Source organism: Bradyrhizobium lablabi, assembly GCF_001440475.1.
Taxonomy (GTDB): Bacteria; Pseudomonadota; Alphaproteobacteria; order Rhizobiales; family Xanthobacteraceae; genus Bradyrhizobium; species Bradyrhizobium lablabi.
Genome location: NZ_LLYB01000086.1, coordinates 43,699 through 70,651, shown reverse-complemented (window position 1 = coordinate 70,651; position 26,953 = coordinate 43,699). Strand labels below are relative to the sequence as shown.

Genomic DNA, 26,953 nt, shown 5'->3' with positions numbered 1-26,953 from the left:
CTCTCTTGAAGGGGCAGCACTGATTTTGCAAGGGACGCCGGCCACCACGGCTAAAATTTCCCCAATTCATTGAATTTGTTTGGAAATTCTAGACGTCCGGCATCGGATGTCAGGCGCTTTGCCGGGCCTTGAACCGGAATCCGGCCACGATCGACGACGATAAGTGGCAGCGGAATTGATGGAGGACGCATAATGATCGCACGGACGCTCCTGCTCTCGGCTCTGGTCGCAACTTTCGCGGCCGCCGCGGCCGGCCCGGCGCTGGCGCAGGCCTGCACCAAGCAGGGCGTAGACGTGACCTGTGACGACGGCCGACGCGGCATCTTTGCGGGCGACTCCATCGTGTGGGCCGACGGCTCGAAATCGAGGCTGGCCTCGCCGCATCCGAGCGTCATCATCGGCAACAAGTCGTCCGTCGTGATCGGCCCCGGCGTGTTCGCCGGCAACGGCAAGGGCGGCTACGTACCGATGGAGAATCCGAGCGCGCCGAGCAAGGCGCGTTGCCCGGTGCTGGATGGCGTGTCGTATTGTTATTAGGCCGGGCCGGCCTAGGTTTTGCCGAGCACACTGACTTGGAACCCTCATGGTGAGGAGCGCGTAGCGCGTCTCGAACCATGAGGCCACGGGCCTGCATCCTTCGAGACGCCGCTACGCGGCTCCTCAGGATGAGGAACATAGCGCAGGAGTAAACTGCAGCCGCACTAATGATACCGCGCGTTGCCATTGGTGGCGGAGCGAAGCGGCCATAGCGCTGGCTCCGTCATCACAGGCGCCAACTCGCTCTTGTCGAGCTGGCAGTCGTGCAGCGCGTCGGTGAAGTCGGCGAACCATTGCTGGATCGTATGGCCGCGCAGCTTCGCCATCATCGCTTCCCAGCGCATCCGCCGTTCGGTGAGCGGCATCGACAACGCGATGGCAATGGTGCGCGCCATGCTGTCGATGTCGTGCGGATTGACCAGCAATGCCGTGTCGAGTTCGTTGGCGGCGCCGGCGAATTTCGACAGCACGAGCACGCCGGGGTCGACCGGGTTTTGCGCGGCGACATATTCCTTGGCGACGAGGTTCATGCCGTCCTGCAGCGGCGTCACCACGCCGACCTGCGCAGTGCGATAGAGGCCCGCAAGCACGGCCTGGCCGTAGCCCTTGTTGAGATATCGGATCGGCGTCCAGTCGACCTCGCCATGCTGGCCGTTGACGTCGGTGACGAGCCTGGCGACCTCGCTCTGCAGATTGCCATAGGCCTCGATTGCGCCGCGCGAAGGCGTCGCGATCTGCAGCAGCGAGACGGTGCGCGAAAGCTGCGGATGCAGCGTCCACATCCGGTCGAACGCCTTGATGCGGTTGATCAGGCCCTTGGAATAGTCGAGACGGTCGACGCCGATCGCGAGCTTCTCGCCGTTCAGGCTGCGCCGCAGCCGCGAGACATCCGGATGGGTCGATGCCTTCATCGCCAACTGGGCGAACTGCTTCGGATCGATGCCGATCGGAAATACCGCGGCGCGCGTCCTTCCGTAGCGCGAGATGATCACGCCGTCATGCACGACGAGGCCGAGATCGGACTGCGCGTAGGACACGAAGTTCTCGCAATCTTCCTCGGTCTGGAAACCGATCAGATCATAGGCCAGCATCGCCTCGATCAGTTCGCGATGATGCGGCACGCCTGATATCACCGAACGCGCCGGCCACGGCGTGTGGAGGAAGAAGCCGATCGGCTCGGTGACGCCGAGATCGCGCAGTTCGGCGCCGAGCGCCAGGAAATGGTAATCCTGCACCCAGAACGCGGAATCGGTTTTGCGGAATCGCAGCAGCGCACGCGCCATGAAGGCGTTCACTTCGCGATAGCTGAGATAGTCCTCCTGCGAGGCGCGAATCAGATCGGCGCGCGAATGCAGCGCCGGCCATAACGCGGAGTTGGCAAAGCCTTCGTAATAGCCGCCGTAATGCGCAGCCGGCAGATCCAGCATCGCCAGCGCGCCGGCGCCCAGCGCCTCGACTTCGGCAAAGGGTTCCTTCTGGTTCCCGTCGCGGACCCGCCCCGAGGAACCAACCCAGATGGCACCCGACTTCTCAACGATCGGCAACAACGCCGCGGCGAGTCCCCCCGTCATGGGTTCGTTGGGTTTTCCGCGCGAAACGCGGTTAGAAACGACGACGAGGTTCAAAGGTCCCCTCCCGTTGGTACGCCGCGGTTAACAACCGTTCATCAATATGGTTCCTGATCACCCTTTCAACGAATTGAAACCAAATTCGGGCTGCGACGTGCAGGAACTCACCGGAACTCACGAAAAATAAATTTTGTCGTGAACCTCGGCGTGAAGCGCGAGAATCTATGTTCGAAAGCCGACGAGACGAAAAACATTATGGCAGCGCTGCGTCCCTTTCATCGTCAAGCAAGTGCGCGAGGAACTCACGCACGTCGCTCGGCGCATCGAAGTGTCCCGCAACGCCCTTGGCGCGACGACCGACCGAGAAGGCAAGGCCATCGAGATCAGGCATGATCGCAAATACCGTTTCGTCGGTGACATCGTCGCCGATGAAGAACGGACGGCGGCCCTTGAACGGCTCGCGCGTCATCAATTCGCGCACGCCGCTCGCCTTGGTGAAGCCGGAATGCTTGATCTCGCAAACGCATTTGCCGGGCAGCACCTCGATCGGCGCGTTGGGCAGATCCGCCCTGATCAGCGAAACCGCGGCATAGATCGCCTTCTCGGCGTGCGGCGCGAGGCGGTAATGCAGTGCCAGCGAATAGCCCTTGTCTTCCAGCAATATTCCCGGGCTAAGTTTTGCGATAGCGGCCAGCCGGCGCTTCAATTCCTTGTCTAGCGGCGGCGCATGGGCGTCCACCGACTCGCTGTCGGCCTCGATCCGCATCTCGGCGCCATGGCCGCCGACAGCCGGAAACTGATCCGGCGCGAAAATCAGATCGATGTCGTTGAGCGAGCGTCCGCTGACCAGCGCGAGCGCGCCATTGGTTCGCACCAGCAGGCGGTTCAGCGTCTTCACCAGCCCCGGCGGCACCCAGACTTCGCGCGGCGTCGGCATCAGATCGAGCAGCGTGCCGTCGATGTCGAGCAGAACGGCAGTCTCGCTCAGATGCGGCACCAGCGAGCGCGGCACCGGCACGGTTTCCGGCGCAGCTTCGTCTTCGCGGACGATATCTTCTTCCAACGGCATTTCCAGCAGATCCTCGTTCATCTCATCCTACTCCACAAAAGCGAGCGGCCGTGCGACAGATTCGAGCGACTTGCGCTCGGCCGCCACGGCATATCGCCACGCAACGAGCGCGGCCACGATCATCAAGGCCGACCCGAACAGGTAGCCGGCGAAGACACTGTTGCGCGATCCGGTATCGATCAGCGCGCCGAAAAGCGCAGGCCCTGCCACGCCGCCGATGCCCGTTCCGATCGCATAGAACAGCGCAATCGCCAGCGCGCGCACCTCCAGCGGAAACGTCTCGCTGACGGTGAGATAGGCCGCGCTCGCCGCCGGCGAGGCAAAGAAGAAGATCACCATCCAGGCGATGGTCTGGGTCTGCGCAGTCAGAACGCCGATCGAGAACAGATAGCCCGACAGCGCAAGCAAGATTCCCGAAACGCCGTAGGTCGTCACGATCATCGCGCGCCGGCCGAGCGTATCGAACAGGCGACCGAGCAGCAGCGGCCCGAGGAAATTGCCTGCAGCAAAGGGCAGGATGTACCAGCCGACATGGTTGGCCGGGATGCCGAAGAAGTCGGTCAGCACCAGCGCGAAAGTGAAGAAGATCGCGTTATAGAAGAACGCCTGCGAGGCCATCAGCACCAGACCGACCATCGAGCGCTGCCGATAGGTCGTGAGCAGCGTATGCGCCACCTCTCGCAACGGCGTGTGGCTGCGCATCTTCAGCCTGATCTTGGGGAATATTTCATCGGCCGGATGATCCGGATGCCGCGTCGACGCTTTCTCGATGTCGTCGACGATCGCGTGCGCCTCCTCGGGACGGCCGTGGATCATCAGCCAGCGCGGGCTTTCCGGAATCCACATCCGCATCACGAACACAATCAGGCCAAGGGCTGCGCCGATGAAATATGCCAGCCGCCAGCCGAGATCGGGCGCGAGCAGTTTGGGATCGAGCAGCACGATGGCAGCCACCGCGCCGATCGCGGCACCGATCCAGAAGCTGCCGTTGATCACGAGATCGGTCCAGCCGCGATAGCGCGCCGGCACCAGTTCCTGGATGGTCGAGTTGATCGCGGTATATTCGCCGCCGATGCCCGCGCCGGTCAGGAAGCGAAACAGCGCGTAACTTGCGACGTTCCACGACAGCGCGGTGGCGGCGGTGGCGGTGAGATAGAGCGCGAGCGTGATGAAGAACAGTTTCTTGCGCCCGATCCGGTCCGTCAGCCAGCCGAAGCCGAGTGCGCCGAGCACGGCGCCGGCGAGATAGGCGCTGTTGGCAAGGCCGACATCGAAGTTCGAGAATTGCAACGTCGGGCTTTCCTTCAGCGCGCCCGACAGAGCGCCGGCCAGCGTGACTTCCAGCCCGTCCAGAATCCAGGTGATGCCAAGCGCGGCCACGACGCGGGTATGGAAACCGCCCCACTGCAAGCAATCGAGTCGCGCAGGTATACTGGTCTCGACGACGCGGTCATTGTCCTGCACCGCCGGTGCGGAGATGGTGACACTCTCACACACAGCCGCACCGTGTCGTATTGCTGTCGGACCCATCAGATTGGACCAATGAAAAAACACCCCGGAACGCCCCAGCCCCAAGGTTTTCTCGCTCAATTGCGGCAAACATGCTGCCCGCCACCGAGATAACGCCCTCGGTTGGCAGGGGTTCCGACGATTTTCGCGCCGCGAAAATGCATAGCTGTCATGGTGTGTTGGGCGTGCAAAATACTTGCTGCGGCCTTTCAGCCGTCATTGCGAGCGAAGCGAAGCAATCCATGTCTCGGCGCGTGGGTGGATGGATTGCTTCGCTACGCTCGCAATGACGGCTGCGAATGAAAGGAACAGAACCACCGACCGACCGTTCTTCGGCAAAACAACAATGGATCCGATCATGGCCGAACGTCGGAAAACCTCGCGCCCACAAAAGACCGCGGCCCGAAAGCACAGCCGCACGACAGGCGCGAAAAAATCATCGCCGAAAAAATCGTCGCCAAAGCGATGGTCGCAGCGCGTGACACAGGAAAGCGACGCGCTTGACCTGAAGCGCGGCGTGTTCAAACAGACCAGCGCGAAGAAGATCGCGGCATCGCTCAAGCGTTCGGCCGAGCATAGTACACGCCGGAAGAGCGGCGCCTATCGTTCGGCGCTGTCGATGCTGACCTTCTACATCAACCGCGCCGGCAAGACGTTGCCGAAAACGCAGCGCGCGCGGCTCGAGCGCGCGAAGGTGGAATTGAAGCATCAGTTCGGGAGGGAGTAAGGGCGGGCTTCTTGCCATAACATCCCAATCGTCATACCCCGCGAAAGCGGGGTATCCAGTACGCCGCGGCTTCTCAGTTAACCACAGCCGGCTCTGGAATACTGGATCGTCCGGTCAAGCCGGACGATGACAGCCTTGGATGGGATGCGCCTTGCCGGAACGATAGACAGGACCGTCGCTCACGCCGCCCTGATATTTTCCATGAAGCGATCGAGCTCTTCGCGCAGCCGCGTGCTTTCACTCGACAACGTTCGCGCCGAGTTCAGCACTTCCTCGGAGGCCGAGCCGGTTTCGGTCGCGCCGCGGTTGACGTGCATGACGTTGGTGGCCGCCTCCTGCGTGCCTTGCGCCACGTTCTGGACGCTGCGCGCGATTTCCTGCGTCGCCGAGCTTTGCTGCTCGACGGCGCTCGCAATCGTCGCGGCGATGTCGGAGATGCGGCCGATTGTGCCGCCGATCTCCTTGATCGCGGCGACCGATTCCTGCGTCGCGCCCTGCATGCCGGTGATGTGATTGGAAATCTCGTCGGTCGCCTTCGCGGTCTGGCTGGCGAGCGATTTGACTTCGGAGGCGACCACGGCGAAGCCGCGGCCGGCATCCCCGGCGCGGGCCGCCTCGATGGTGGCGTTCAGCGCCAGCAGGTTGGTCTGCTCGGCGATCGCCGTGATCAGCTTGACGACGTCGCCGATCTCCTGCGCGGCGCGCGACAGCTTTCCGATCCGTCCGTCGGTCTGCTCGGCCTGACGGACGGCTGCTTCCGCAATCTGGCTGGATTCCTTGACGCGACGCCCGATCTCGTCGACGGAGGCCGACAACTCCTCGGTCGCTGACGCCACCGACTGCATGTTGCTGGAAGCCTCTTCCGATGTGCTCGCAACCTGGCTCGACAGGCTCTGGGTGGTTTCCGCCGTCCGCGTCAACTTGCCGGCGGCGGATTCGAGCTGCACGGCCGAGGACGACACGTTGGAGACGATGGCGCCGACCGCGGCTTCGAATTCGTCGGCGAAGCGGATGAGCTCGGCGCGGCGCGCGGCGCTCGCCGCCTTGTTCTGCGCTTCCTGGGTGGCGGCGTCGCGCTCGGCGCGGGCGACCGCCTGCACCTTGAACTCCTCGACCGCGCTCGCCATCTCGCCGAGTTCGTCCTTCCGGCCGAGACCGGGCAGCACGACTTCGAAATTGCCGGCGGCAAGCTCGCGCATCGCCTTGCACATCGCAATCATCGGCCGGGAAATGCCGGTGCCGAGCAGGAACGCCCAGACGCAGCCGAGCAGGAAGCCGCCGGCGGCGAGGATCAGGATCAACCGCTCGGTCTCGTCAATGGTCGCGTTCGACTCGGCCTCGAGCCGCTTCTGATCGGCCAACAGGTCCGACTTCATCGCCAGCGAGCCCTTGTTGATGGCGGCGGCCGAGTCAGCCATCTCCTGGGTCAGCTCGTCGATCTCCTTGGCATTGTCGACCAGCTTGGCGAGCGCCTTCTGGTATTCTTCCAGCAGAGCCGAGATCTCCTGGACGCCCTGGCGAATCTTGTCGTTGTTCGCGGGGATCGCCTTCAACGAATTGCCGAGAAACTTCAGGCGCGCGAGTGCACTGGAGGCGACCGTCTTGTCCGAGTTGATGACAAACGTATTGGCGAGCCCCACCACGGCCTGAAACTCATCGGCTACCTTTTTCGCGCTGAAGGTGGCCGCCTGAAGCTCGGATTCATCGGCGTTGCTGGGGAGATCATCGAGCTTGTAATAGAGTGACTGGCCATTGCGCGTCAGTTGGTTTTGCGCGACGCGCGCGCTCTCGTCCTTGACCTTGAGGATGTCGGCGAAAATCTTGGTGAAGGTGCGGAACTCGCGTTCGAGCTTGGCGACCTGTTCGAGCCGGGTCGGGTTGGTGGTCCCCTTCATCGAGGCGATGATCGCATCCTTCAGGCCGGCCTCGGCTGCCAGCGCCGCCTTGCCATCCTCTTCCTTGCCTGTCGCCACGAAATAACGCGCAAGCGAGCGATAGGAGATCAGTTCGCGGTCGATGTCGCGCGACAGGTCTGCCTCCTGCACGCTGCGCCGGTAGGACTCCACGCCGGCAGAAACACGTTCGAATCCGAGATAGGCAAACCCCATGCTGGCCGCCGAAATCGCCAGCACGACGGCAAAGCCGAGCATGATCTTGGCGCGGAACCGCAGGGTTGGGATCCTAAGAGACGAGCCGCTACGTTTCGGAAATCGCACGTCACCCCCCGTTTTCGTTCTGAAAAACAGGCATCGGAGGCCCCCGCCCCCGATCCGGTGCGCAAAGTTAAGGCAGAATGGATAAGGGTGGGTAAATCCGGGCAAAAGTTGCAACGGGTGGGGGCGGGGCTTGTGCCTTACCCTCCCCTGGAGGGGTCCGGACGAGCGAAGTTCGCTCGGGGGTCGGTTCGCATGAGCGAAGCGAAATTCGAAACGGGGTGGGGTGATCTCGGGCACTGTTGGATGTGGAGAGACCGTCACCCCACCCCGCCGCTTGGCGTCGACCCTCCCCCTCCAGGGGAGGGTAAGAAAAGATTCGCCAGCGTCGCCGCACGTGCACGCGCGACGAATGTCATCACAATGACACCGCCCATCAAAATCCTAGTTGCAAGTTCCCTCGCCGCTGTTTCTAATTGGAATAATTATAAAACATCGGGAGGTACCACGCGTGTCTATAGTCAAATTGACCGTGAACGGCAAAGCCGTGTCGGCCGACGTCGAGGACCGGACGCTCCTCGTCCATCTCCTCCGCGACCATCTGAACCTGACCGGCACCCATGTCGGCTGCGATACCAGCCAGTGCGGCGCCTGCGTCGTCCATATTGACGGCCGGGCGGTCAAATCGTGCACCGTGCTGGCGGGCCAGGCCGCCGGCTCCAGCGTCACCACCATCGAGGGCATCGCCAAGGGCGACGAACTGCACCCGATGCAGGCGGCGTTCCGCGACAATCACGGCCTGCAGTGCGGTTACTGCACCCCGGGCATGATCATGTCGGCGATCGATATTGTGCACCGCCACAGCGGCAACCTCGACGAGGCGACCGTCCGACACGAGCTGGAAGGCAACATCTGCCGCTGCACCGGCTACCACAACATCGTCAAGGCGGTGCTCGATGCGGCCGGGCGCATGAAGGTCGCGCAGGCGGCTGAATAAGCCGCCGGCCAGCAATTTTCGAATTCAAGACCGCGTTTCGATGGAAATGGCGGAAAACAAATAACTCCGGTTGGGAGGACAGAACATGGGCGTTGAAGGCATTGGCGCAAGCGTCGTGCGCAAGGAAGACCGCCGTTTCATTACCGGCAAGGGACGTTACGTCGACGACATCAAGCTGGTGGGCATGACCCACGCACACTTCATCCGCAGCCCGCATGCGCATGCGAAGATCAAAAGCGTCGATACGTCGGCGGCGAAGGACATGCCGGGCGTGATCGGCGTGCTGACCGGCCAGCAGATCGTCGACGACAAGATCGGCAATTTGATCTGCGGCTGGGCCATTACGTCGAAGGACGGCACCGGCATGAAGATGGGCGCGTGGCCGGCGATGGCGCCGGAGACCGTGCGCTTTGTCGGCCAGGCCGTCGCCGTCGTGATCGCCGAGACCAAGAACCAGGCCCGCGATGCGGCGGAAGCCGTGGTGGTCAATTACGAGGAATTACCCGCCGTTCCTGATATCCGCGCCGCGATCAAACCGGGCGCGCCGCAATTGCACCCGGAAGCGCCGGGCAACGTGATCTACGACTGGGTCATCGGCGATGAAGGCGCAACCGATGCGGCCTTCAAATCGGCGGCCAATGTCGTCTCGCTCGACATCACCAACAACCGCCTGGTGCCGAATGCGATGGAGCCGCGCGCGGCGATCGCGGAATATAACGAGCCGGAAGAGCATTTTACGCTCTACACGACCTCGCAGAACCCGCATGTCGCCCGCCTCGTGCTGTCGGCGTTCTACAACATCGCGCAGGAGCACAAGCTGCGCGTGGTCGCCCCCGACGTCGGCGGCGGCTTCGGCTCAAAAATCTTCATTTACCCCGAGGAAATGGTGGCGCTGTGGGCCTCCAAGAAGGTCGGGCGTCCGGTGAAGTGGACCGGCGACCGCACCGAGGCATTCCTGACCGACGCCCACGGCCGCGACCACCTCACCAAGGCGGAGATGGCGTTCGACAAGGACAACAAGGTCACCGGATTGCGCGTCAAAACCTACGCCAATCTCGGCGGATACATGTCGTTGTTCTCTTCGTCGGTGCCGACCTATCTCTATGCGACGCTGCTGTCGGGCCAATACAACATCCCGAACATCTTCGCCGAAGTGATCAGCGTCTACACCAACACCGTGCCTGTCGACGCCTATCGCGGCGCGGGCCGGCCCGAGGCAAGCTTCGTCGTGGAACGGCTGATGGAAACCGCGGCGCGGCAATTGAAGGTCGATCCGGCGGAGTTGCGCCGCAAGAACTTCATCACGCAATTCCCGCACCAGACGCCCGTCATCATGGCCTATGACATCGGCGATTTCGGCGCTTCGCTGGATGCGGCGATGAAGGCGATCGACTATGCCGGCTTCGCAGCCCGCAAGGCAAAAGCGAAATCCGAAGGCAAGCTGCGCGGCATCGGCGTCTCCTGCTACATCGAAGCCTGCGGCATCGCGCCGTCAAAGGCTGTTGGCAGCCTGGGCGCCGGCGTGGGTCTGTGGGAGTCAGCGGAAGTGCGCGTCAACCCGGTCGGCACCATCGAAATCCTCACGGGATCGCACAGCCACGGCCAGGGCCACGAGACGACGTTCTGCCAGCTCATCGCCGACCGGCTCGGCGTTCCCATCAGCCAGGTCTCGATCGTCCATGGCGACACCGACAAGGTGCAGTTCGGCATGGGCACCTATGGTTCGCGGTCGGCGGCCGTCGGCCTCACCGCGATCCTGAAGGCGATGGAGAAGGTCGAGGCCAAGGCCAAGAAGATTGCGGCGCATCAGCTCGAAGCATCGGAAAACGACATCGTCATCGAGAACGGCGAGTTCAAGGTCGCCGGCACCGACAAGTCGCTGGCGCTGCCGATGGTCGCGCTCGCGGCCTACACCGCACATAATCTGCCCGACGGCATGGAGCCGGGCTTGAAGGAAGGCGCGTTCTACGACCCGACCAACTTCACCTTCCCGGCCGGCGCCTATATCTGCGAAATGGAAGTCGACGCCGCTACCGGCAAGAGCTCCTTCGTCAACTTCGTGGCGGCGGACGATTTCGGGCGGCTGATCAATCCCATGATCGTCGAAGGCCAGGTCCATGGCGGCCTCGCCCAGGGCATCGGCCAGGCGCTGCTGGAGGGCGTGGTGTATGACGCATCCGGCCAGCTCCTGACGGCCTCGTTCATGGACTACACCATGCCGCGTGCGGACGATCTGCCATCGTTCAAGCTCTCGCACACGACAACGCTGTGTCCAGGCAATCCGCTCGGCGTCAAGGGCTGCGGGGAGGCCGGCGCGATCGGCGCTTCCGCCGCCGTGATCAACGCCATCACGGACGCGATCGGCAATAACAAGCTCGAAATGCCCGCGACGCCCGATCGCGTCTGGCATGCGATCCACGGCTAACGAGGAGGAAACATCATGCACCAGACAACCTATCACCGCCCCTCCTCGATCGACGAAGCCGCAAGCCTGTTCGCCAAGGGCTCCGATGCGAAGTATCTGGCCGGCGGCCATACGCTGATCCCCGTCATGAAGCAGCGTTTGGCCTCGCCGTCCGACGTCATCGATCTCGGCAAGATCAAGGAACTGATCGGCGTCGAAGCAACCGGTGACGGAATAGTCGTCAAGGCGGCGACGACCCATTACGACGTCGCTTCGAGCGAAACGGTGCGAAAGGCAATCCCGGCGCTGGCCTACCTCGCCTCGCTGATCGGCGATCCGGCCGTGCGCCATCGCGGCACCATCGGCGGCTCGCTCGCCAACAACGATCCGGCGGCGGACTATCCGGCGGCGGTGCTGGCGCTCGGTGCCACCGTGAAGACCAACAAGCGCTCGATATCGGCGGATGATTTCTTCAAGGGCCTGTTCTCCACGGCGCTCGAGGACGGCGAAATCATCACCGCGGTGTCGTTCCCGGTTCAGGCCAAAGCGGGATACGCCAAGTTCAACCATCCGGCGTCGCGTTTCGCGCTGACCGGCGTGTTCGTTGCCAAGACTCCGGCAGGCGACGTTCGCGTCGCCGCGACCGGTGCATCGCAAAGCGGCGTCATGCGTGTCGGCGCGATCGAGGCGGCGCTGAAGGCGAACTGGTCGGCCGGTGCAATCGACAGCGTCAAGATTTCGGCAGACGGGCTTCTGAACGACATCCACGGCACAGCCGATTACCGCGCCAACCTGATCAAGGTGATGGCGCAGCGTGCGGTGCAAGCAGCCGGCTGATCTATCCCTCCTTGAGCCATGCATGCGGCGCGCAGCGATGCGCGCCGCACTGCTTTTGGGCCAAGATTTGCTTGCCACTCGGCCAGGAAGGCGAGACAATTTAGCTAATCAGCTAATTAAAAGATTATTCGAGGAAGCACCGTGCTCGACAAACCATCCGCCCAATCCGCCGCCCGCACCTCCGGCCCGCTCGCCGGCTTCCGCATCGTCGAATTCGCCGGCATCGGCCCGGGTCCGTTCGCCTGCATGATGCTGGCCGACATGGGCGCGGAAGTCGTGACGCTCGATCGCGTCGGCGCGAAGAAGAATTTGAAATCGGTGGCGGGCCGCGGCCGCAAGGTCGTCGAGCTCGATTTGAAGGACAAAGCCGCGGTCGCGCAGGTGCTCGACCTTCTCGCCAATGCCGACGCGCTGATCGAAGGTTTTCGGCCCGGCGTGATGGAGCGGCTGGGGCTTGGGCCCGATGTGGTGATGGCGCGCAACCCGCGCCTCGTGTTCGGCCGCATGACCGGCTGGGGCCAGGAAGGCCCGCTGGCGCACGCCGCCGGCCATGACATCAATTACATCTCGGTCACCGGCGCGCTTGCGGCGATCGGCACCAAGGAAAAGCCCGTGCCGCCGCTCAACCTGGTCGGCGATTTCGGCGGCGGCGCGCTCTACCTCGTGGTCGGCGTGCTCGCCGCGCTGCTGGAAGCATCGAAATCCGGCAAGGGCCAGGTGGTGGATGCCGCGATGTGCGATGGCGCGGCCTCGCTGATGTCGATGTTCTTCGACATGACCGCGATCGGCCGCTGGGTCGAAGGCCGCGAACAGAATTTTCTCGACGGCGGCGCGCATTTCTACGGCATCTATGAATGCTCCTGCGGCAACTTCATTTCGATCGGCTCGATCGAACCGCAGTTCTACGCGCTGCTGCGCCAGCATGCCGCCCTCACCGACGCCGATTTCGACGCCCAGATGGACCGCAAGGCCTGGCCCGGCCTGAAGGACAAGCTGACAAAGGTGTTCAAGAGCAAGAGCCGCGAGGACTGGTGCAAGATCATGGAAGGCACCGACATCTGCTTCGCGCCGATCCTGACCATGGCCGAAGCGCCAAAACATCCGCACAACGCCGCGCGCAACATCTTTGTCGAACGCCACGGCGTGACGCAGCCGGCGCCGGCGCCGCGATTCTCGCGGACGCCGTCGGCAATCCGGGATGCGGAGAAGGCGGAGATTGCGGAACTGACGAGTGCTTGGAAGCGGTAACCGCTGACGTCCCGGCGAAGGCCGGGACCCATACCCACAGGTAGCTGTGGTTAGAACCGGCTGTAGCCTCAGCCTGCCGCACCAATCGACTTCAGTGGCTATCGGCCCCGGCCTTCGCCGGGGCGACGGCTACGCCGCGTTCCCCACCTTCAGCACGCCGCGGCGAATCTGATCCTCCTCGATCGATTCGAACAGCGCCTTGAAATTGCCCTCGCCGAATCCGTCATCGCCCTTGCGCTGGATGAATTCGAAGAAGATCGGCCCGATCGCGTTCGCGGAGAAGATCTGCAGCAGCACCTTGGTTTGGCCGCCGTCGACCACGCCCTCGCCGTCAATGAGAATGCCGTTGTTCTGCAGGCGGGCGACGTCCTCGCCATGCTGCGGCAGGCGCGTGTCGATCTTCTCGAAATAGGTATCCGGCGGCGACGGCATGAACGGAAGGCCGGAGGCGCGCAAGGTCTCGACGGTGCGGTGAATGTCGCGCGCGCCGCAGGCGATGTGCTGGATGCCCTCGCCGCGATAGATGTTGAGATATTCCTCGATCTGTCCGGAATCGCCGGCGTCCTCGTTGATCGGAATCCGGATCTTGCCGTCCGGGCTGGTCAGCGCGCGGGAGAACAGGCCCGACGCGCGGCCCTCGATGTCGAAGAAACGGATCTGGCGGAAGTTGAACAGTTTTTCGTAGAAGCCGGTCCACACATCCATGCGGCCGCGATGGACGTTATGGGTGAGGTGATCGATGTAATAGAGCCCGGCGCCGGCGGGGCGCGGGTCGCGCGCACCAAGCCAATCGAACTCGAGGTCATAGGCCGATCCCTTGGCGCCGTAGCGGTCGACGAAATAGAGCATGCTGCCGCCGATGCCCTTGATGGCGGGAACGTCGAGCGTCTTCTGCGCAGATGTGATATCGGCGGCTTCCGCGCCGAGCGACAGCGCCCGCTCATAGGCCCGCTTCGCATCGACGACGCGAAACGCCATCGACGGCGCACAAGGCCCGTGCGCGGCGACGAAGCCATGGCCATGGCTGCCGGGCTCCTCGTTGACGAGATAGTTGATGTCACCCTGGCGGTAGACCGTGATCTTCTTGCTTTTGTGGCGGGCGACCGGCACATAGCCCATCAGGCGGAACAGCGCGTGCAGTTCCTCAGGCTTCGGGTGCGCATATTCGACGAATTCGAAGCCGTCGGTGCCCATCGGATTGTCTGATGTGATGGTGGCGGCCGGCGCGTCATGCGGAAACGGACCCATGGCGAAATCTCCCGAAAATTGATCTGGATCAATATCGGGCGAAATGGACGCAAAGTGCATGCAAACGAGGGCGCGTTCGGCTATCATGACGCACAATCCGTGCATCAAACGAGTCATTTGCACATGATCTCCGTGGACGCCTTCGACCTCAAAATGCTGGCCGCGCTGCAGGACGACGGCCGGCTGACCAACCAGCAACTGGCCGACCTCGTCGGCCTCTCCGCCTCGCAGTGCTCGCGGCGGCGGATGCGGCTGGAGGAGGAAAAGGTGATCGCCGGCTATCACGCCGACCTCGCCGGCGAGGCGCTCGGCTTCAACCTGATCGCCTTCGTGCACATCACGCTGGCGACACACTCGCCGGACAATGCCAAGAAATTCCGCGCGCTGGTCAACCGCGTCGACGACATCCAGGAGGCCTATTCGCTGACGGGCGATGCCGACTACGTGCTCAAGGTCGTGCTGCGCGACCTGAAGGACCTCTCCGATCTCGTGAACAACGTGCTGATGCCGCATCAGAGCGTGGCGCATGTGCGCTCCTCGATCGTGCTGGATCGGCTGAAGGAGAGTTCGAGGCTGCCGTTACGAACTTAGCATCCGGGCCACATGGTTCGAGACGCGCGACTTCACCGCGCTCCTCACCATGAGGGTCTCAGACCTCATCCTGAGGAGCATCGCAAAGCGATGCGCCTCGAAGGATGAAAGCCCCTTTGCCGCCAAAGCATGACCCAAATCGAGGGAAATTCGTCATTCGCGTTTTCGGTGCGATTTGCAATGATCCCGGGGAATCACCTCACGAGGCGACGATGGCGCTGCAACTCCGCCCCAACTGCGAATATTGCGACAAGGACCTGCCGCCAAGCGCGACCGACGCGTGGATCTGTTCCTATGAATGCACGTTCTGCACGGACTGCGTGGAGAACAAGCTGCACAATGTCTGCCCGAACTGCGGCGGCGGGTTTGAGCGGCGACCGATCCGGCCCGCCACCGAGCGGCGGCCGGGCGTGTGCGTCACCAAGCAGTTGCCGTCGGACAAGCGGGTGCATTTGAAATACAGCGTCGAGGACGTTGCCGCGCATTGTGCGCGGTTGCAGGATATTCCACCGCAGGAGCGGTGACGCATCGTCATTGCGAACTTGCGTAGGGTGGGCAAAGCGAAGCGTGCCCACCATTCTGCGGGCTTGTCGGAATGAAGATGGTGGCACGGCGCTTGCGCGTCTTTGCCCACCCTACGAATCCTGCAATGCCGGACGGATCATCATCCCGCAGCCAGAATCGTCCCCTCGACCTCGCCAAAGCCAACGCGATAGCCGTCGCCCTGGCACCAGCCGCGCATCACGAGCGAGTCGCCATCCTCAAGGAAGGTCCGCTTCACGCCTTCGGCCAGTTCGACCGGCTCGGTGCCGTTCCAGCTTATCTCCAAAAGGCTGCCGCGCTGGTCCTTCTCCGGGCCGGAGATGGTGCCGCTGCCTAAGAGATCGCCGACATTCATGGCGCAGCCGCAGGCCGCGTGGTGCACGAGCTGCTGCACCGACGACCAGTACATGTATTTGAAATTGGTGCGGCTGATATTTTTTGGCGCGTTCATCGGCGCCGCGCGCAAGCCCACCTCAAGCGCCATGTCGTAATTGTTCGGCTGGGCCTGCTGCAGATAGGGCAGCGGCTTCGGCTCCTGCGCCGGACCATGAAGCCGGAACGGCTCCAGCGCCTCGCGCGTCACCACCCATGGGCTGATCGAGGTCGCGAACACTTTTGCCTGGAACGGCCCCAGCGGCACATATTCCCATTGCTGGATGTCACGCGCGCTCCAGTCGTTGAGGATCACGAAGCCGAAGATCATTTCTTCGGCCTGTTTCTCGGTGAGCATCTCGCCCATCACCGACGGCTGGCCGACCACCACGCCCATTTCGAGCTCGAAATCGAGCCGCTTGCACGGACCGAAGCTCGGCACCTCGGCCGTTGGCGGCTTCAATTGCCCACGCGGCCGGCGCACCTGCGTACCGCTGACGACCACCGTCGAGGCGCGGCCGTTATAGCCGATCGGCATGTGCAGCCAGTTCGGCTGCAACGCGTTGTCCTTGCCGCGGAACATGACGCCGACATTGGTGGCGTGCTCCTTGGACGAGTAGAAGTCGGTGTAACCGGAAACCGCGAACGGCAGGTGCAGCGTCACATCCGCTATCGGCACCAGCGCGCGCTTACGAAGTTTTTCGTTGTCGCGCAGCTCGGGATTATCATGACGCAGCAGCTCGCTGATCCGCGCCCGCGTGCTCGACCACACCTTTGGCCCCAGCGCCATGAATGGATTGAGCTGGGATGCTGCGAACACCGCGGGCTCGACGAGGTCGAAGCGACAATCCTGCGCGAGCTGCCAGAGATCGAGCACGTAATCGCCGATCGCGACGCCGATGCGCGGGGCGAGCCCGTCCTTGGCGGAGAACACCCCGTAGGGGAGATTCTGGATCGGGAAATGCGAATCGGGCGCGACGTCGATGAAGGAGCGGAGTTTAGGATCGTTGGGGTGGGGCATATTTGGGGCTCGTCCTTTCTTCCTTCTCCCCTTGTGGGAGAAGGTGGCGAAATCGACCGGAGGGAGATTGCGCCGGATGAGGTGTTCTCTCCGCGGAGACAGACCCCTCACCCGTCTCAATCGCGCGACGCGCGATTGATCCACCCTCTCCCACAAGGGGAGAGGGGAAGAAAGGTCACGGCTTGTTCGGGTCGAACCGCTTCTCCAAGCCCTTCCAGCAATCGGCGTAGTCGTCCTGCAGCGTCGCCGACGTTGCCGCATGCTGGGTCACCCGCTGCGGAAAGCGCGTTTCGAACATGAAGGCCATGGTGCCGGTCAGCTTTACCGGCTTCAATTCGCTGTTGCTGGCGTGGTCAAAAGCCTCGCGGTCGGGGCCGTGCGGCAGCATGCAGTTATGCAGCGAGATGCCGCCGGGGACAAAACCCTGGGGCTTGGCGTCGTAGACGCCGTAGATCAGGCCCATGAACTCGCTCATGATGTTCATGTGATACCAGGGCGGACGGAAGGTGTTCTCCGCCACCATCCAGCGCTCCGGGAAAATCACGAAGTCGATATTCGCAGTGCCGGCGGTCTCCGACGGCGACGTCAGCACCGTGAAGATCGAGGGATCGGGGTGGTCGAAGCCGATGGCACCGACCGGAGAGAAGGTGCGCAAATCGTATTTGTAGGGCGCGTAATTGCCGTGCCAGGCGACGACATCGATCGGCGAATGCGGCAGTGTGGTCTTGAACAGCGAGCCGCCCCATTTCACGTAGAGCTCGGTCGGCGTGTCCTTGTCCTCGTACGACGCCACTGGCGTCAGGAAGTCGCGCGAATTGGCCAGACAGTTGGCGCCGATCGGCCCGCGCTCCGGCAGTGTGAAGGCGCCGCCATAGTTTTCGCAGAGATAGCCGCGCGCAGGTCCGTTCGGAATCTCGGCCCGAAATTTCACGCCGCGCGGGATCACCGCGATCTCGCCCGGCTGGATGTCGATACGGCCGAACTCGGTAACGAGGCGCAGGTTGCCCTGCTGAGCCACGAACATCATCTCGCCGTCGGCATTATAGAAATGCTGATCCACCATCGACTTGGTGATGAGGTAGACATGTGCGGCCATGCCGGCTTGCGTATTGGCATCGCCGGCTGTCGTCATGGTCTGCACGCCCTGCAGGAAGGTCGTGTCCTCCTTCGGGATCGGCGCCGGATCCCAGCGTAGCTGCGCGATCGGCAATTCGTATTCGTGGCACGGCGCGGTGCGCCACAGCCCGGCATCGGCTTTTTCAAAGCGGCCGGAATGCTTCACCGACGGGCGAATACGATAGAGCCATGAGCGTTCATTGGTGCCGCGCGGCGCGGTGAAGGGCGAGCCGGACAATTGCTCGGCGTAGAGCCCGTAGGCGCAGCGCTGCGGCGAATTGCGCCCCATCGGCAGCGCGCCGGGCAAGGCCTCGGTCTCAAAGCTGTTGCCGAAGCCGGACATGTATCCGGGCGTCAGTTGCGCGCTGCTGCGAACGATCTGATCAGGCGAGGTATTGATATTCATGGTCATCCTCCTCCTTGCAGGGCGGCCCACATTTCCTGGTCGCGCTTGTCGGTCCAGATCACGGGATCGTCGATTCCCGACGCTTCGTCGAACGCGCGCGAGACGTTGAACGGCAGGCAGTGCTCGTAAATGGCAAAGCTGGAAAACTTCGGGTCCATCACCTCGCGCGTTGCCGCAAACGTCTCTTTCAGCGTGCGGCCCCTGGCGACCGAAGTCTCCGCCGCGCCATAGAGCGAGGTGACGAAGTCGCGCGTCATCGCGATCGCATCGCGCCCGGTCGACAATCCCTTCAGCGCATCGCCGCGGCCCGGCGCGATCGCCTTCGGATTGAAGGCGCGGATTTCGTTCAGCGTGGAAGGCCATTCGCGCAAATGCGCATCGCCGCAATAGCAGGCCGAGTGATATTCGATGAGATCGCCGGAGAACATCACTTCGGCATCCGGCACCCAGGCGACGATATCGCCCGACGTGTGCCCGGCACCGAGCTGCATCAGCCGCACCTCGCGCTTGCCGAGATAGATCGACATCTCACCTTCGAAAGTCAGCGTCGGCCAGGTCAGACCGGGAATGCTCTGGGCATCCTGGAACAAGCGGGGAAAACGGCCATATTCGGAATCCCAATCCTGCTGGCCGCGTTCCTCGATCAGCCGGTAGGTTTCGGCCGAGGCCACGATGGCCTGCGCCTTGTAGGCGGAAGCCCCCAGCACGCGCACGGCATGATAATGCGACAGCACGACATATTTGATCGGCTTGTCGGTAACCGTGCGCACCCGCTCGATCACTTTATTCGCCATCGCCGGTGTCGACTGCGCGTCGAATACCAGGCAGCCGTCGTCACCGACAATGATCGCGGAGTTCGGATCGCCTTCGGCGGTGAACGCGTAGAGATCCGTGCCGATTTCGGAGAAGGTGATCTTCTTCTCCGCGAGATCCGTGGTGGACGCGAAACCTTTGGCCATCAATTCGATTCCTGACTTCGTTCGGGACGTGAACTATTGCTGCTGTTGCTGTTGCTGCTGGCTCGCACTGAGCATGCGCTGGGCGGCGAGCGCGATGGCTTCCTTCAGCACATCGAGGTCGCCGATGTGATTGGCGAGAATGAGAACCAGCGCCGCATCGAGATCGGCGCTTTGCTCGTCGTTGAGCCCATGATGCGCCTCGACGATGGCGCGGAACGCATCATCGGGCTTGGCAAAGTTCGAACGGGTCGATAGCGCCATGACGAAACCTCAAATATGGCCTGCGGCACGCGCCAGCGCGGCATCCAGCGCCGCCCGCGTCGGGTGGCGGAAGCGCGCCGCGACGTAGCCGTCGGGGCGCAGCAGATAGGCGGTGCCGGGCTCGGCGTCGTAACGTCTGGCGGCAAGCCCCGCAGCATCGGACAGGCCGCCCTGACCGCCAATCCGGATCGTGCCCAATCCGTCGGGCCGTTCCGCCGCGGCGCCATTGCTAAACTCCAGCAGCGTGAACCCTGTTCCGGCCGCGATGAAGGCGTCCGTGAGATAGATCGGCTCGCCGCCCTGCCCGGCAACCGGCGCGTCCGGCATCGAGGCGCCAGGACGCGGACCGCCATCCCAGGAATCGCCATCGGCGGTCGAGAGCGGCGTCTCGTAGATCGACGGCGTCGAGAGGCGCCCGCCGTTCACCATGCGCTTGCCGAACTCGGTTTCCTTGGCGAGCGACAGCACCGCCTTGCGCAGCCGCGCCTCCTGGTGGGAGTTCGGCGCCATGAAGTCGGTCGAGCGGGTGGATTCGCGGATGTTCTCGTCCGCCGCAGCACTTCGCTCGATGTGGTAGCTGTCGAGCAGCGGCTCGGGCGAGGTTCCCCGCAGCACGCGATCGAGCTTCCACGCCAGATTTTCGGCATCCTCCAGCCCGGAATTGGCGCCGCGGGCGCCGAACGGCGACACCTGATGCGCCGCATCGCCGGCAAAGATCACCCGACCGTGGATGAACTTGCCCATTCGCCGGCACTGGAATTTGTACAGCGAGATCCATTCGAATTCGAACTTATCGTGGCCAAGCATGCGGGCGATGCGCGGCCGCACGTTTTCCGGCAGCTTTTCGACGGCGGGATCGGAAAAACGATTGAGCTGCAGGTCGATCCGCCAGATGTCGTCCGGCTGTTTGTGCAGCAGCGCGGAACGGCCGGCATGGAACGGCGGATCGAACCAGAACCAGCGCTCGGTCGGGAATGCCGCGGTCATCTTGACGTCGGCGATCAGGAACTGGTCCTCGAACACCTGGCCGGCAAATTCCGCGCCCACCATCTGCCGCAGCGAGGACCGCGCGCCGTCGCAGGCGACGACATATTGCGCCGCCAGCCGATAGGCACTGTCCGGCGTCTGGATCGTCAGCACCACGCCGTCGTTGCGCGGCTCGAGTCCCGTCACCTTGTTGCGCCAGCGCAGGTCGATGGCCGGCAGCTCCTCGACGCGGTCGACCAGGTAGGCCTCCGCATAGAATTGCTGCAGGTTGATGAAGGCCGGCCGCTTGTGGCCTTCCTCCGGCAGCAGGTTGAATTGATAGAGCTGGGACTCGCCGTGGAAGATCTTGCCGACGCTCCACACCACGCCCTTGTCGACCATGCGCTGGCCGATGCCGAGCCGGTCCCAGAATTCGAGCGAGCGTTTGGAGAAGCAGATCGCCCGCGACCCCTCGCCGATCCGGTCGGCGTCGTCGAGCAGCACGACCGATTGCCCGCGCTGCGCCAGATCGATCGCCAGTGACAGCCCGATCGGCCCCGCGCCGACCACGACCACGGCATGCTCGGCGATATCAGCGCCCGCCCGATCCTGATCGGGGTGGCGACGATAGCCGAACTGGGTTTTAGTCAGCGCCATGCGGGATCAACCCCGTGACTAGCCAAGGGGCGGCGCCCCTGCTAAATTAGTCTCACCTGCAACTATCTAAACCCCGGGCCGGGTCCGGCGTCAACCCAAATCGAGGCAATTCTTGCCAAAAGCGATGTCAGGCGAAATAGCGGCCGGTCCGCAGGAAGAGAGCGCGCCGAGAAAGGCAGCGCGGCTGGACCTCTTCAAATTCGTGCCGTTCCAGCTCAACAGGCTGGCGGCGGAAGTCAGCTCCGCGCTCTCGGTCGAGTATGCGGCCCGCTACGGCCTCGATATTCCGGAATGGCGCGTGCTGGCGACGCTCGGCTTCCGCCACGATGCCTGCAGCGCGCAATACATCGCCCACTGCACCCGCACCCACAAATCCACCATCAGCCGCGCGGTCACGTCGCTGATGAAGCGGCAGATCATCGAGCGCGTCGAGAACGAGGATGATCGCCGCGAATTCCGCCTGCGCCTGACGCGCAAGGGCGCGCAGCTCTACGAGGAACTGATCCCGCGCCTGTTGCGCAAGGAGCAGGAGATTCTCTCCTGCCTCTCCGCGCAGGAGCGACGCGATTTCGCGCGGCTGCTCGGCAAGATCGAGACGAGCCTCGAACTGGTGCAGACCAGCGAAGAGGCGGACGCGAAAGAAGCTTACTGAAGTACACTCTCTCCTCGTCATTGCCTGCGACAAACGCGAAGCGTTTGTGCAAGNGGGTCGCGCGAATGCGCGCCCGATGACAGGCTCCGCGACGAAGCAATCCATGTCTCCGCAAGCGGAAAGATGGATTGCTTCGCTGCGCTCGCAATGACGGCTGGGACAGCTGAGACTACTTCACCGCCGTCACCACGATCTCCACGATATGCGGCGGTTCGAGATCGACGCCGAGACAGGCGCGCATCGGCGGATTCTTGCGATCGACCCATTCGTCCCAGGCACGGTTCATCTCGGCCTTCTGCTTGATGTCGGCGATGTAGACGATCGCCGACAGGATCTTGCTCTTGTCCGTTCCGCACAGCGCGAGGCTTTCGTCGATCCGGGCGAGCGCCTTGACGCTCTGCTCGTACATCGACGGACTGACCGGATCGGGCGCGACCGCCACCGTGAAAACCAGATCGTCGTGCGCGACGGCACGGCTGCGGGTGGGTGTGAGCCCTGCAAAGCGTTGGATCATGATCGTCTCCGGTTAGCGGTGGGCAATATGTTTCGCGATGACCGGGAAATAATTATCCCCTGATCCCGCATCGATCGCTTCCTGCAACACGGTACCGATCAACTCCGCGCCGCGAATCCGCAATCCGGCGTCGGACGCAAGCTCCAGCGCGTAGGACAAATCCTTCAGCGCATATTCGGTCGAGAAGGCGCGTTCCGGGAAATTGCCCGGCACGATCGCTTTCATGCCGTGATTGCGGAGCGCAAAGCTGTCGGCCGAACCTTTGGACAGCGTGTCCAGCAGCAGCTTCGGATCGACGCCATTGTGCCTGGCGACCGCCACCGCTTCGGCGAGCGCGTTGACGGTTTCGAACAGCACCATGTTGTTGAGGATTTTTGTCACCTGTCCCGCGCCGACATCGCCACAATGGGTGACGTCGGTGGCGAAGCAGCGGATCAGCGGCTCGATATCGGCATAAAGCGAAGGCGTCGTTCCAACCATGACGCTGAGCGTGCCATCCTGCGCCGCCTGGCGCGTGCGCGCGATCGGCGCGTCGGCCCAGGACGCGCCACTAGCCTGCAACTGTTTGGCAAAGTCGCGAGTCTGGCTGACCGAGGAGGTGCCGAGATCGACCACGACCTGACCGCTGCGAACATTCTTGAGAATGCCGTCGCCCTCGAACACCGCGCGCACATGCTTGGCGCTCGGCAGGCACAGGAACAGTAAATCACTTTGCGTGATGACATCCGCAACGGAGCCCGCAATCTCGGCGCCCTCTTCCCGCAACCGCGCCAATGGCTCCGGCGACAGATCAAAGGCAAGGACGCGCCTGCCGCTCTTCTTTACGAGGTTGCGGCAAATCGGCTCGCCCATCACGCCGAGACCGATGAAGCCGACCGTCTTGTACGCCGACATCGCGACCATCCGTTATTTCGCGAACGAACGCGACGGAGCGAGATGCAGTGCGAACGCATCGACCTTGTCGCTGGCGCGCGGATAGATCTCGCTCACGATCGGATCGTGGCCGGGAATGAAACGGTCGGGATGGCCGGCCAGCCGCTCGACGGTCTCCCAGCCCTGCGCCATGTCGCCGACATTGTAGACGATCGGAAATGGGCTGCGCTTGTGCAGATTGGCGTAGTAATGCGCCGCATCCGACGCCAGCACCACGGGCCCGCGCGCGGTTTCCACCCGCACCACCTGCAAGCCGTCGGAATGGCCGCCAACGCGATGCACCGTGACGCCGGGCGCGATCTCGCCGTCGCCGGAATGAAAGGTGACGCGGTCGCCATAGACATGACGCACCATGGTCGTGACGTGCTCGACCGAAAACGGATGTCGCAGCATGCCGTTGCACATGCAGCGTCCGGTCGCATAGCTCATCTCGCGCTCCTGCAGATGAAACCGCGCGTTCGGGAAGCGATCGAGATTGCCGGCGTGGTCATAGTGCAAATGGGTGACGATCACGTCGCGGATCGCGTCGGCGGCGACGCCAAAGCCCGCCAGCGCATCGACCGGGTTAAGCGTCAGCTTGCGCGCACGCGCCTTCGCCTCTTCGGCATTGAAGCCGGTATCGACCAGGATGTCGCGGCCGCCCCCTCGGACGAGCCAGACGAAATAATCGAGATCCTGCGCCGTGGTCTCGTGCGGATCGGGGAGCAGAAAATTCAAATGGGGGGTGCGCGGCGACATCGTCGCATAGCGCAGCGCGTAGATTTCGTAGGCATTTCCCATCGGTGCCGCTTTTCTTTTGTTGTGAACCTGGCCGATGCGGCAGCAAGCCATTGTCATCCGCAAAGGTCAAACGCGGCGCGCGAATGACGACCGCCTAACAATTGCAGAGCTATGTGAGAGGGATCACAATACCATCGGCGGTTGCCACTGGGGACGATCCGCAATTCCAGAGCAGCAGCGATCAACTCGACAGGCGGCGTATCGGACACCCCGCCTTCGCAGAGCCGACCGTCACATTCGGACGCGGCTGGCGATGGACGAAAGCATGGTCAAGCGGATCGGGAACCAGTTGCACGGACCTCATCACGCCTTAGGTGTTGCCGCCGGTCCACATTGTTAACTCGATTGTTAACTCCACTTCATTCGCGACGTGCGGTCGCGGTTATTTGTCGCAATTAGTGAAGAGATCGCAAGCGGTTGACGCGCAATGCGCGCGGTTTGATAATGCAGGGAGCGTAGAGTATGGTCGCCGCGGCGCAAGCTGGTATCGGCGCCATTTTGGCTGGATTGCCGTCAATATGAAAACCCGCCTTGTATTGCTTCTCTCCCTGTTTTTTGCAGTGACGTCGGTCGTCCCGTCGTTCGCAGCCGGCGAACGTTATGCGCTGGTGATCGGCAACGCGAAATATCCGGACGCCGAGGCGCCGCTGAAGGAGCCGATCAACGATGCACGCGACATCGCCGAAGAGCTCAAGCGCGACGGCTTCAATGTCGATATCGGAGAGAACCTGACCGGCGAGCAGATGCGCCGCGCCTTCGAGCGCCTTTATGGCAAGATCAAGCCGGGGTCGGTCGCACTGATCTTCTTCTCGGGCTTTGGTGTGCAGTCGGGCCGCCAGAGCTACATGATCCCGGTCGATGCGCAGATCTGGACCGAGCGCGACGTTGGCCGCGACGGCTTCAGCCTTGAGACCGTGCTCGGCGAGATCAACAGCCGCGGCGCCGGGGTCAAGATCGCGCTGATCGACGCCTCCAGGCGCAATCCGTTCGAGCGCCGGTTTCGCAGCTTTTCCGCCGGCCTTGCGCCGGTGATCGCGCCGAACGGCACGCTGGTGATGTATTCGGCGGCGCTCTCGTCGGTCGTTTCCGACAGTGGCAGCGACCGCAGCCTGTTTGTGAAAGAGCTGCTGAAGGAAATCCGCACGCCCGATCTGATGGCGGAAGAAACGCTGAACCGCACCCGCGTCGGCGTCACCCGCGCCTCGCGCCAGGAGCAGGTGCCGTGGATCTCGTCGTCGCTGGCGGAGGATTTCTCCTTTATCCCGAGCGGCGCCGGTCCGCGGCCGGCGAGCCCGCCGCCAGGCCCGGTGGCCGCAGCGCCACCTCCACCTCCCGCACCGGCCCCCGCTCCTCCTCCGCCGGCTCCTGCACCGGCCACGCCCCAGGTGGCCGCGCCTGCGCCGCCACCTGCGCCTGCACCACCTCCTGTGGCGCCGCAGAAACCGGCTGAAGCCTCGATTCCGCCGCCTGCAGCGCCGGCCAAGCCGATCGAGAGTCCCAGCCCGACCGTGCTCGCGTTGGCCGACGACCCGACCATCAAGAGCCTGACGACCAAGCTCAACGACAATCCCGACGACGCTGCCGCGCTGTACCGGCGCGGGCAGGTCTATGCCAGCAAGGGCGCCTACGAACTCGCCATCAAGGACTTCAACAATTCGCTGCGGCTGAACCCGAAGGATGTGGAAGCCTACAACAACCGCTGCTGGGCGCGCACGGTGATCGGCGACCTGCAGGCGGCCCTGAAGGATTGCAACGAGGCGCTGCGGCTGCGGCCGAATTTCGTCGACGCGCTCGACAGCCGCGGTCTGGTCAACCTGAAGAGCGGCCAGAACAAGAATGCAATCGCTGATTTCGACGCTGCCCTCAAGATCAACCCGAGATTGACCTCGTCGCTGTACGGCCGCGGCCTTGCCAAGAAGCGCAACGGCTCGATCCCGGAAGGCGATCTCGACATCAACAATGCGAAGGCGATGGACCCCAATATCGTCAAGGAATTCGCTGATTACGGGGTGCAGTGACGATTTTTTTAAGCGAAGGCTGACGGCCACTCGAACCCTGTGGCCCGGCCCATAGACTAAAGCATAGCAGCCGGCCGCCATCAGGCCTGGCTGCTCATTTGGATGATATTGGAACCGCGTGGGAAGCCCGCAGAAGGGGACAGCAATGGCGAATTTCTCGGTAACGAAAACCCTAACCGCAATCGTCTCGGTTGCGGCGCTCGGCACCGCCGTTTGCTTGAGTGCGGGAACCGCCCTGGCCCAGGACAAGAACGTGACCGAGGATCAGATCGTCCGCGCGCTGTCGCCCGAAAAGAAGCCGCTCACCCGCGGCCTTTCGGTTGGACCGCAAACGACTGTCGATCCGACCGTAACCGCCGCCGAAAGCAAATTCGTCCAGAAGTTTCGCGGTCGCTCCACGCGGTCGCTCTCGAGCGCCGAACGTGAAGAGATCGCCGCGATCGTCAAGGACAAGCCGAAGATCGATCTGGAGATCAATTTCGACTACAACTCGGCCGATATCAGCGCAAAGTCGCTGCCATCAGTTCAGGCGCTCGGCCGCGCGCTCACCAACAATGACCTCAAGGGCTCGACCTTCGTGGTCGCGGGCCATACCGATGCGGCCGGCGGGGATGCCTACAACCAGGACCTCAGCGAGCGCCGGGCCGATGCGATCAAGCGCTATCTCGTCGACAAATATGGCATCAACGGCACGGATCTCGTCACCGTCGGATACGGCAAGAGCAAGCTCAAGGATCCGAGCCAGCCGATGGCGGAAGTGAACCGCCGCGTCCAGGTCGTGAACATGGAAAACAAGGCGACGGCGTCGGCCAAGTAAGGGCGTGGCGCAGAGCGTCCGTTTCCGGCTACAATACGTCCCGCAACACC

The 26,953-nt window shown here is 63.0% G+C and carries 24 protein-coding genes; 11 read left to right on the top strand and 13 right to left on the bottom strand.

All coding sequences use genetic code 11. The annotated features are described in order from the left end of the window. Positions 1-192: 192 nt before the first annotated feature. On the top strand, positions 193-537 hold the full coding sequence (locus CQ14_RS24275) for a hypothetical protein (protein ID WP_082650018.1): 345 nt from the start codon (positions 193-195) through the stop codon (positions 535-537). 164 nt (positions 538-701) lie between these two features. On the opposite strand, the gene CQ14_RS24270 is transcribed toward CQ14_RS24275, so the two are convergent. The 3 genes from CQ14_RS24270 to CQ14_RS24260 all read right to left on the bottom strand — a co-directional run bounded on the left by CQ14_RS24270 (position 702) and on the right by CQ14_RS24260 (position 4,704). After that, the gene (locus CQ14_RS24270; RefSeq protein WP_057860363.1) at positions 702-2,162 is read right to left on the bottom strand and encodes a trehalose-6-phosphate synthase; all 1,461 of its coding nucleotides are present in this window, start codon (positions 2,160-2,162) and stop codon (positions 702-704) included. A gap of 196 nt (positions 2,163-2,358) precedes the next feature. Further along, entirely contained in the window at positions 2,359-3,195 is an 837-nt protein-coding gene (gene otsB / locus CQ14_RS24265) for a trehalose-phosphatase (protein WP_057860362.1), read from the bottom strand. A gap of 6 nt (positions 3,196-3,201) precedes the next feature. Next, positions 3,202-4,704 carry an MFS transporter gene (locus CQ14_RS24260; RefSeq protein WP_057860531.1) on the bottom strand — a complete coding sequence of 501 codons (1,503 nt, stop codon included), beginning with the start codon at positions 4,702-4,704 and terminating at the stop codon, positions 3,202-3,204. A 337-nt stretch (positions 4,705-5,041) separates the two neighbouring features. On the opposite strand from CQ14_RS24260, the gene CQ14_RS24255 reads away from it, so the two are divergent. Further along, positions 5,042-5,410 carry a DUF3175 domain-containing protein gene (locus tag CQ14_RS24255; protein WP_057860530.1) on the top strand — a complete coding sequence of 123 codons (369 nt, stop codon included), beginning with the start codon at positions 5,042-5,044 and terminating at the stop codon, positions 5,408-5,410. A 179-nt stretch (positions 5,411-5,589) separates the two neighbouring features. On the opposite strand, the gene CQ14_RS24250 is transcribed toward CQ14_RS24255, so the two are convergent. After that, the gene (locus tag CQ14_RS24250; protein ID WP_057860361.1) at positions 5,590-7,560 is read right to left on the bottom strand and encodes a methyl-accepting chemotaxis protein; all 1,971 of its coding nucleotides are present in this window, start codon (positions 7,558-7,560) and stop codon (positions 5,590-5,592) included. A gap of 514 nt (positions 7,561-8,074) precedes the next feature. On the opposite strand from CQ14_RS24250, the gene CQ14_RS24245 reads away from it, so the two are divergent. From CQ14_RS24245 to CQ14_RS24230, 4 genes are all read left to right on the top strand, one after another. After that, positions 8,075-8,560, top strand: a complete 486-nt coding sequence (locus tag CQ14_RS24245) for a (2Fe-2S)-binding protein (protein WP_057860360.1) — start codon at positions 8,075-8,077, stop codon at positions 8,558-8,560. Positions 8,561-8,645: 85 nt separating this feature from the next. After that, positions 8,646-10,985: a xanthine dehydrogenase family protein molybdopterin-binding subunit gene (locus CQ14_RS24240; protein ID WP_057860359.1), complete on the top strand. Its 2,340-nt coding sequence runs from the start codon at positions 8,646-8,648 to the stop codon at positions 10,983-10,985. Between the two features lie 15 nt (positions 10,986-11,000). Beyond that, complete coding sequence (locus tag CQ14_RS24235; protein WP_057860358.1) at positions 11,001-11,801, top strand: FAD binding domain-containing protein; 801 nt, start codon at positions 11,001-11,003, stop codon at positions 11,799-11,801. 141 nt (positions 11,802-11,942) lie between these two features. Further along, entirely contained in the window at positions 11,943-13,049 is a 1,107-nt protein-coding gene (locus tag CQ14_RS24230; RefSeq protein ID WP_057860357.1) for a CaiB/BaiF CoA transferase family protein, read from the top strand. A 129-nt stretch (positions 13,050-13,178) separates the two neighbouring features. Here the strand turns inward: CQ14_RS24230 and hppD are convergent, their stop codons facing one another. Then, positions 13,179-14,297, bottom strand: a complete 1,119-nt coding sequence (hppD, locus tag CQ14_RS24225; RefSeq protein ID WP_057860356.1) for a 4-hydroxyphenylpyruvate dioxygenase — start codon at positions 14,295-14,297, stop codon at positions 13,179-13,181. 123 nt (positions 14,298-14,420) lie between these two features. On the opposite strand from hppD, the gene CQ14_RS24220 reads away from it, so the two are divergent. Together CQ14_RS24220 and CQ14_RS24215 are read left to right on the top strand one after the other, a co-directional pair. Next, on the top strand, positions 14,421-14,888 hold the full coding sequence (locus tag CQ14_RS24220) for an Lrp/AsnC family transcriptional regulator (protein ID WP_057860529.1): 468 nt from the start codon (positions 14,421-14,423) through the stop codon (positions 14,886-14,888). Positions 14,889-15,100: 212 nt separating this feature from the next. Next, a complete protein-coding gene (locus CQ14_RS24215) occupies positions 15,101-15,412 on the top strand; it encodes a DUF1272 domain-containing protein (protein ID WP_057860355.1) in 312 nt (103 codons plus the stop codon). 140 nt (positions 15,413-15,552) lie between these two features. On the opposite strand, the gene fahA is transcribed toward CQ14_RS24215, so the two are convergent. The 5 genes from fahA to CQ14_RS24190 all read right to left on the bottom strand — a co-directional run bounded on the left by fahA (position 15,553) and on the right by CQ14_RS24190 (position 21,189). Further along, complete coding sequence (fahA, locus tag CQ14_RS24210) at positions 15,553-16,824, bottom strand: fumarylacetoacetase (RefSeq protein WP_057860354.1); 1,272 nt, start codon at positions 16,822-16,824, stop codon at positions 15,553-15,555. A 175-nt stretch (positions 16,825-16,999) separates the two neighbouring features. Then, positions 17,000-18,346 carry a homogentisate 1,2-dioxygenase gene (gene hmgA / locus CQ14_RS24205; protein ID WP_057860528.1) on the bottom strand — a complete coding sequence of 449 codons (1,347 nt, stop codon included), beginning with the start codon at positions 18,344-18,346 and terminating at the stop codon, positions 17,000-17,002. A gap of 2 nt (positions 18,347-18,348) precedes the next feature. Then, positions 18,349-19,305, bottom strand: a complete 957-nt coding sequence (locus CQ14_RS24200) for an MBL fold metallo-hydrolase (RefSeq protein ID WP_057860353.1) — start codon at positions 19,303-19,305, stop codon at positions 18,349-18,351. 33 nt (positions 19,306-19,338) lie between these two features. Further along, complete coding sequence (locus CQ14_RS24195; RefSeq protein WP_057860352.1) at positions 19,339-19,566, bottom strand: DUF2783 domain-containing protein; 228 nt, start codon at positions 19,564-19,566, stop codon at positions 19,339-19,341. 9 nt (positions 19,567-19,575) lie between these two features. Continuing rightward, a complete protein-coding gene (locus tag CQ14_RS24190) occupies positions 19,576-21,189 on the bottom strand; it encodes an FAD-dependent oxidoreductase (RefSeq protein ID WP_057860351.1) in 1,614 nt (537 codons plus the stop codon). A gap of 124 nt (positions 21,190-21,313) precedes the next feature. Here CQ14_RS24190 and CQ14_RS24185 point away from each other — a divergent pair, with 124 nt between their 5' ends. Further along, on the top strand, positions 21,314-21,841 hold the full coding sequence (locus CQ14_RS24185) for a MarR family winged helix-turn-helix transcriptional regulator (RefSeq protein ID WP_057860350.1): 528 nt from the start codon (positions 21,314-21,316) through the stop codon (positions 21,839-21,841). A gap of 169 nt (positions 21,842-22,010) precedes the next feature. Here the strand turns inward: CQ14_RS24185 and CQ14_RS24180 are convergent, their stop codons facing one another. From CQ14_RS24180 to CQ14_RS24170, 3 genes are read right to left on the bottom strand one after another with little or no spacing between them, the layout of a single operon-like run. Further along, positions 22,011-22,355 carry a RidA family protein gene (locus CQ14_RS24180; RefSeq protein WP_057860349.1) on the bottom strand — a complete coding sequence of 115 codons (345 nt, stop codon included), beginning with the start codon at positions 22,353-22,355 and terminating at the stop codon, positions 22,011-22,013. 12 nt (positions 22,356-22,367) lie between these two features. Then, positions 22,368-23,249: an NAD(P)-dependent oxidoreductase gene (locus CQ14_RS24175; RefSeq protein ID WP_057860527.1), complete on the bottom strand. Its 882-nt coding sequence runs from the start codon at positions 23,247-23,249 to the stop codon at positions 22,368-22,370. A 12-nt stretch (positions 23,250-23,261) separates the two neighbouring features. After that, positions 23,262-24,068, bottom strand: a complete 807-nt coding sequence (locus tag CQ14_RS24170; RefSeq protein ID WP_057860348.1) for an N-acyl homoserine lactonase family protein — start codon at positions 24,066-24,068, stop codon at positions 23,262-23,264. Positions 24,069-24,586: 518 nt separating this feature from the next. Between CQ14_RS24170 and CQ14_RS24165 the strand changes: the two genes are divergently transcribed. Both CQ14_RS24165 and CQ14_RS24160 read left to right on the top strand, forming a co-directional pair. Further along, positions 24,587-26,086: a caspase family protein gene (locus CQ14_RS24165; RefSeq protein WP_057860347.1), complete on the top strand. Its 1,500-nt coding sequence runs from the start codon at positions 24,587-24,589 to the stop codon at positions 26,084-26,086. Between the two features lie 145 nt (positions 26,087-26,231). Beyond that, complete coding sequence (locus CQ14_RS24160; protein ID WP_057860346.1) at positions 26,232-26,903, top strand: OmpA family protein; 672 nt, start codon at positions 26,232-26,234, stop codon at positions 26,901-26,903. The last annotated feature ends 50 nt before the right edge of the window (positions 26,904-26,953 follow it).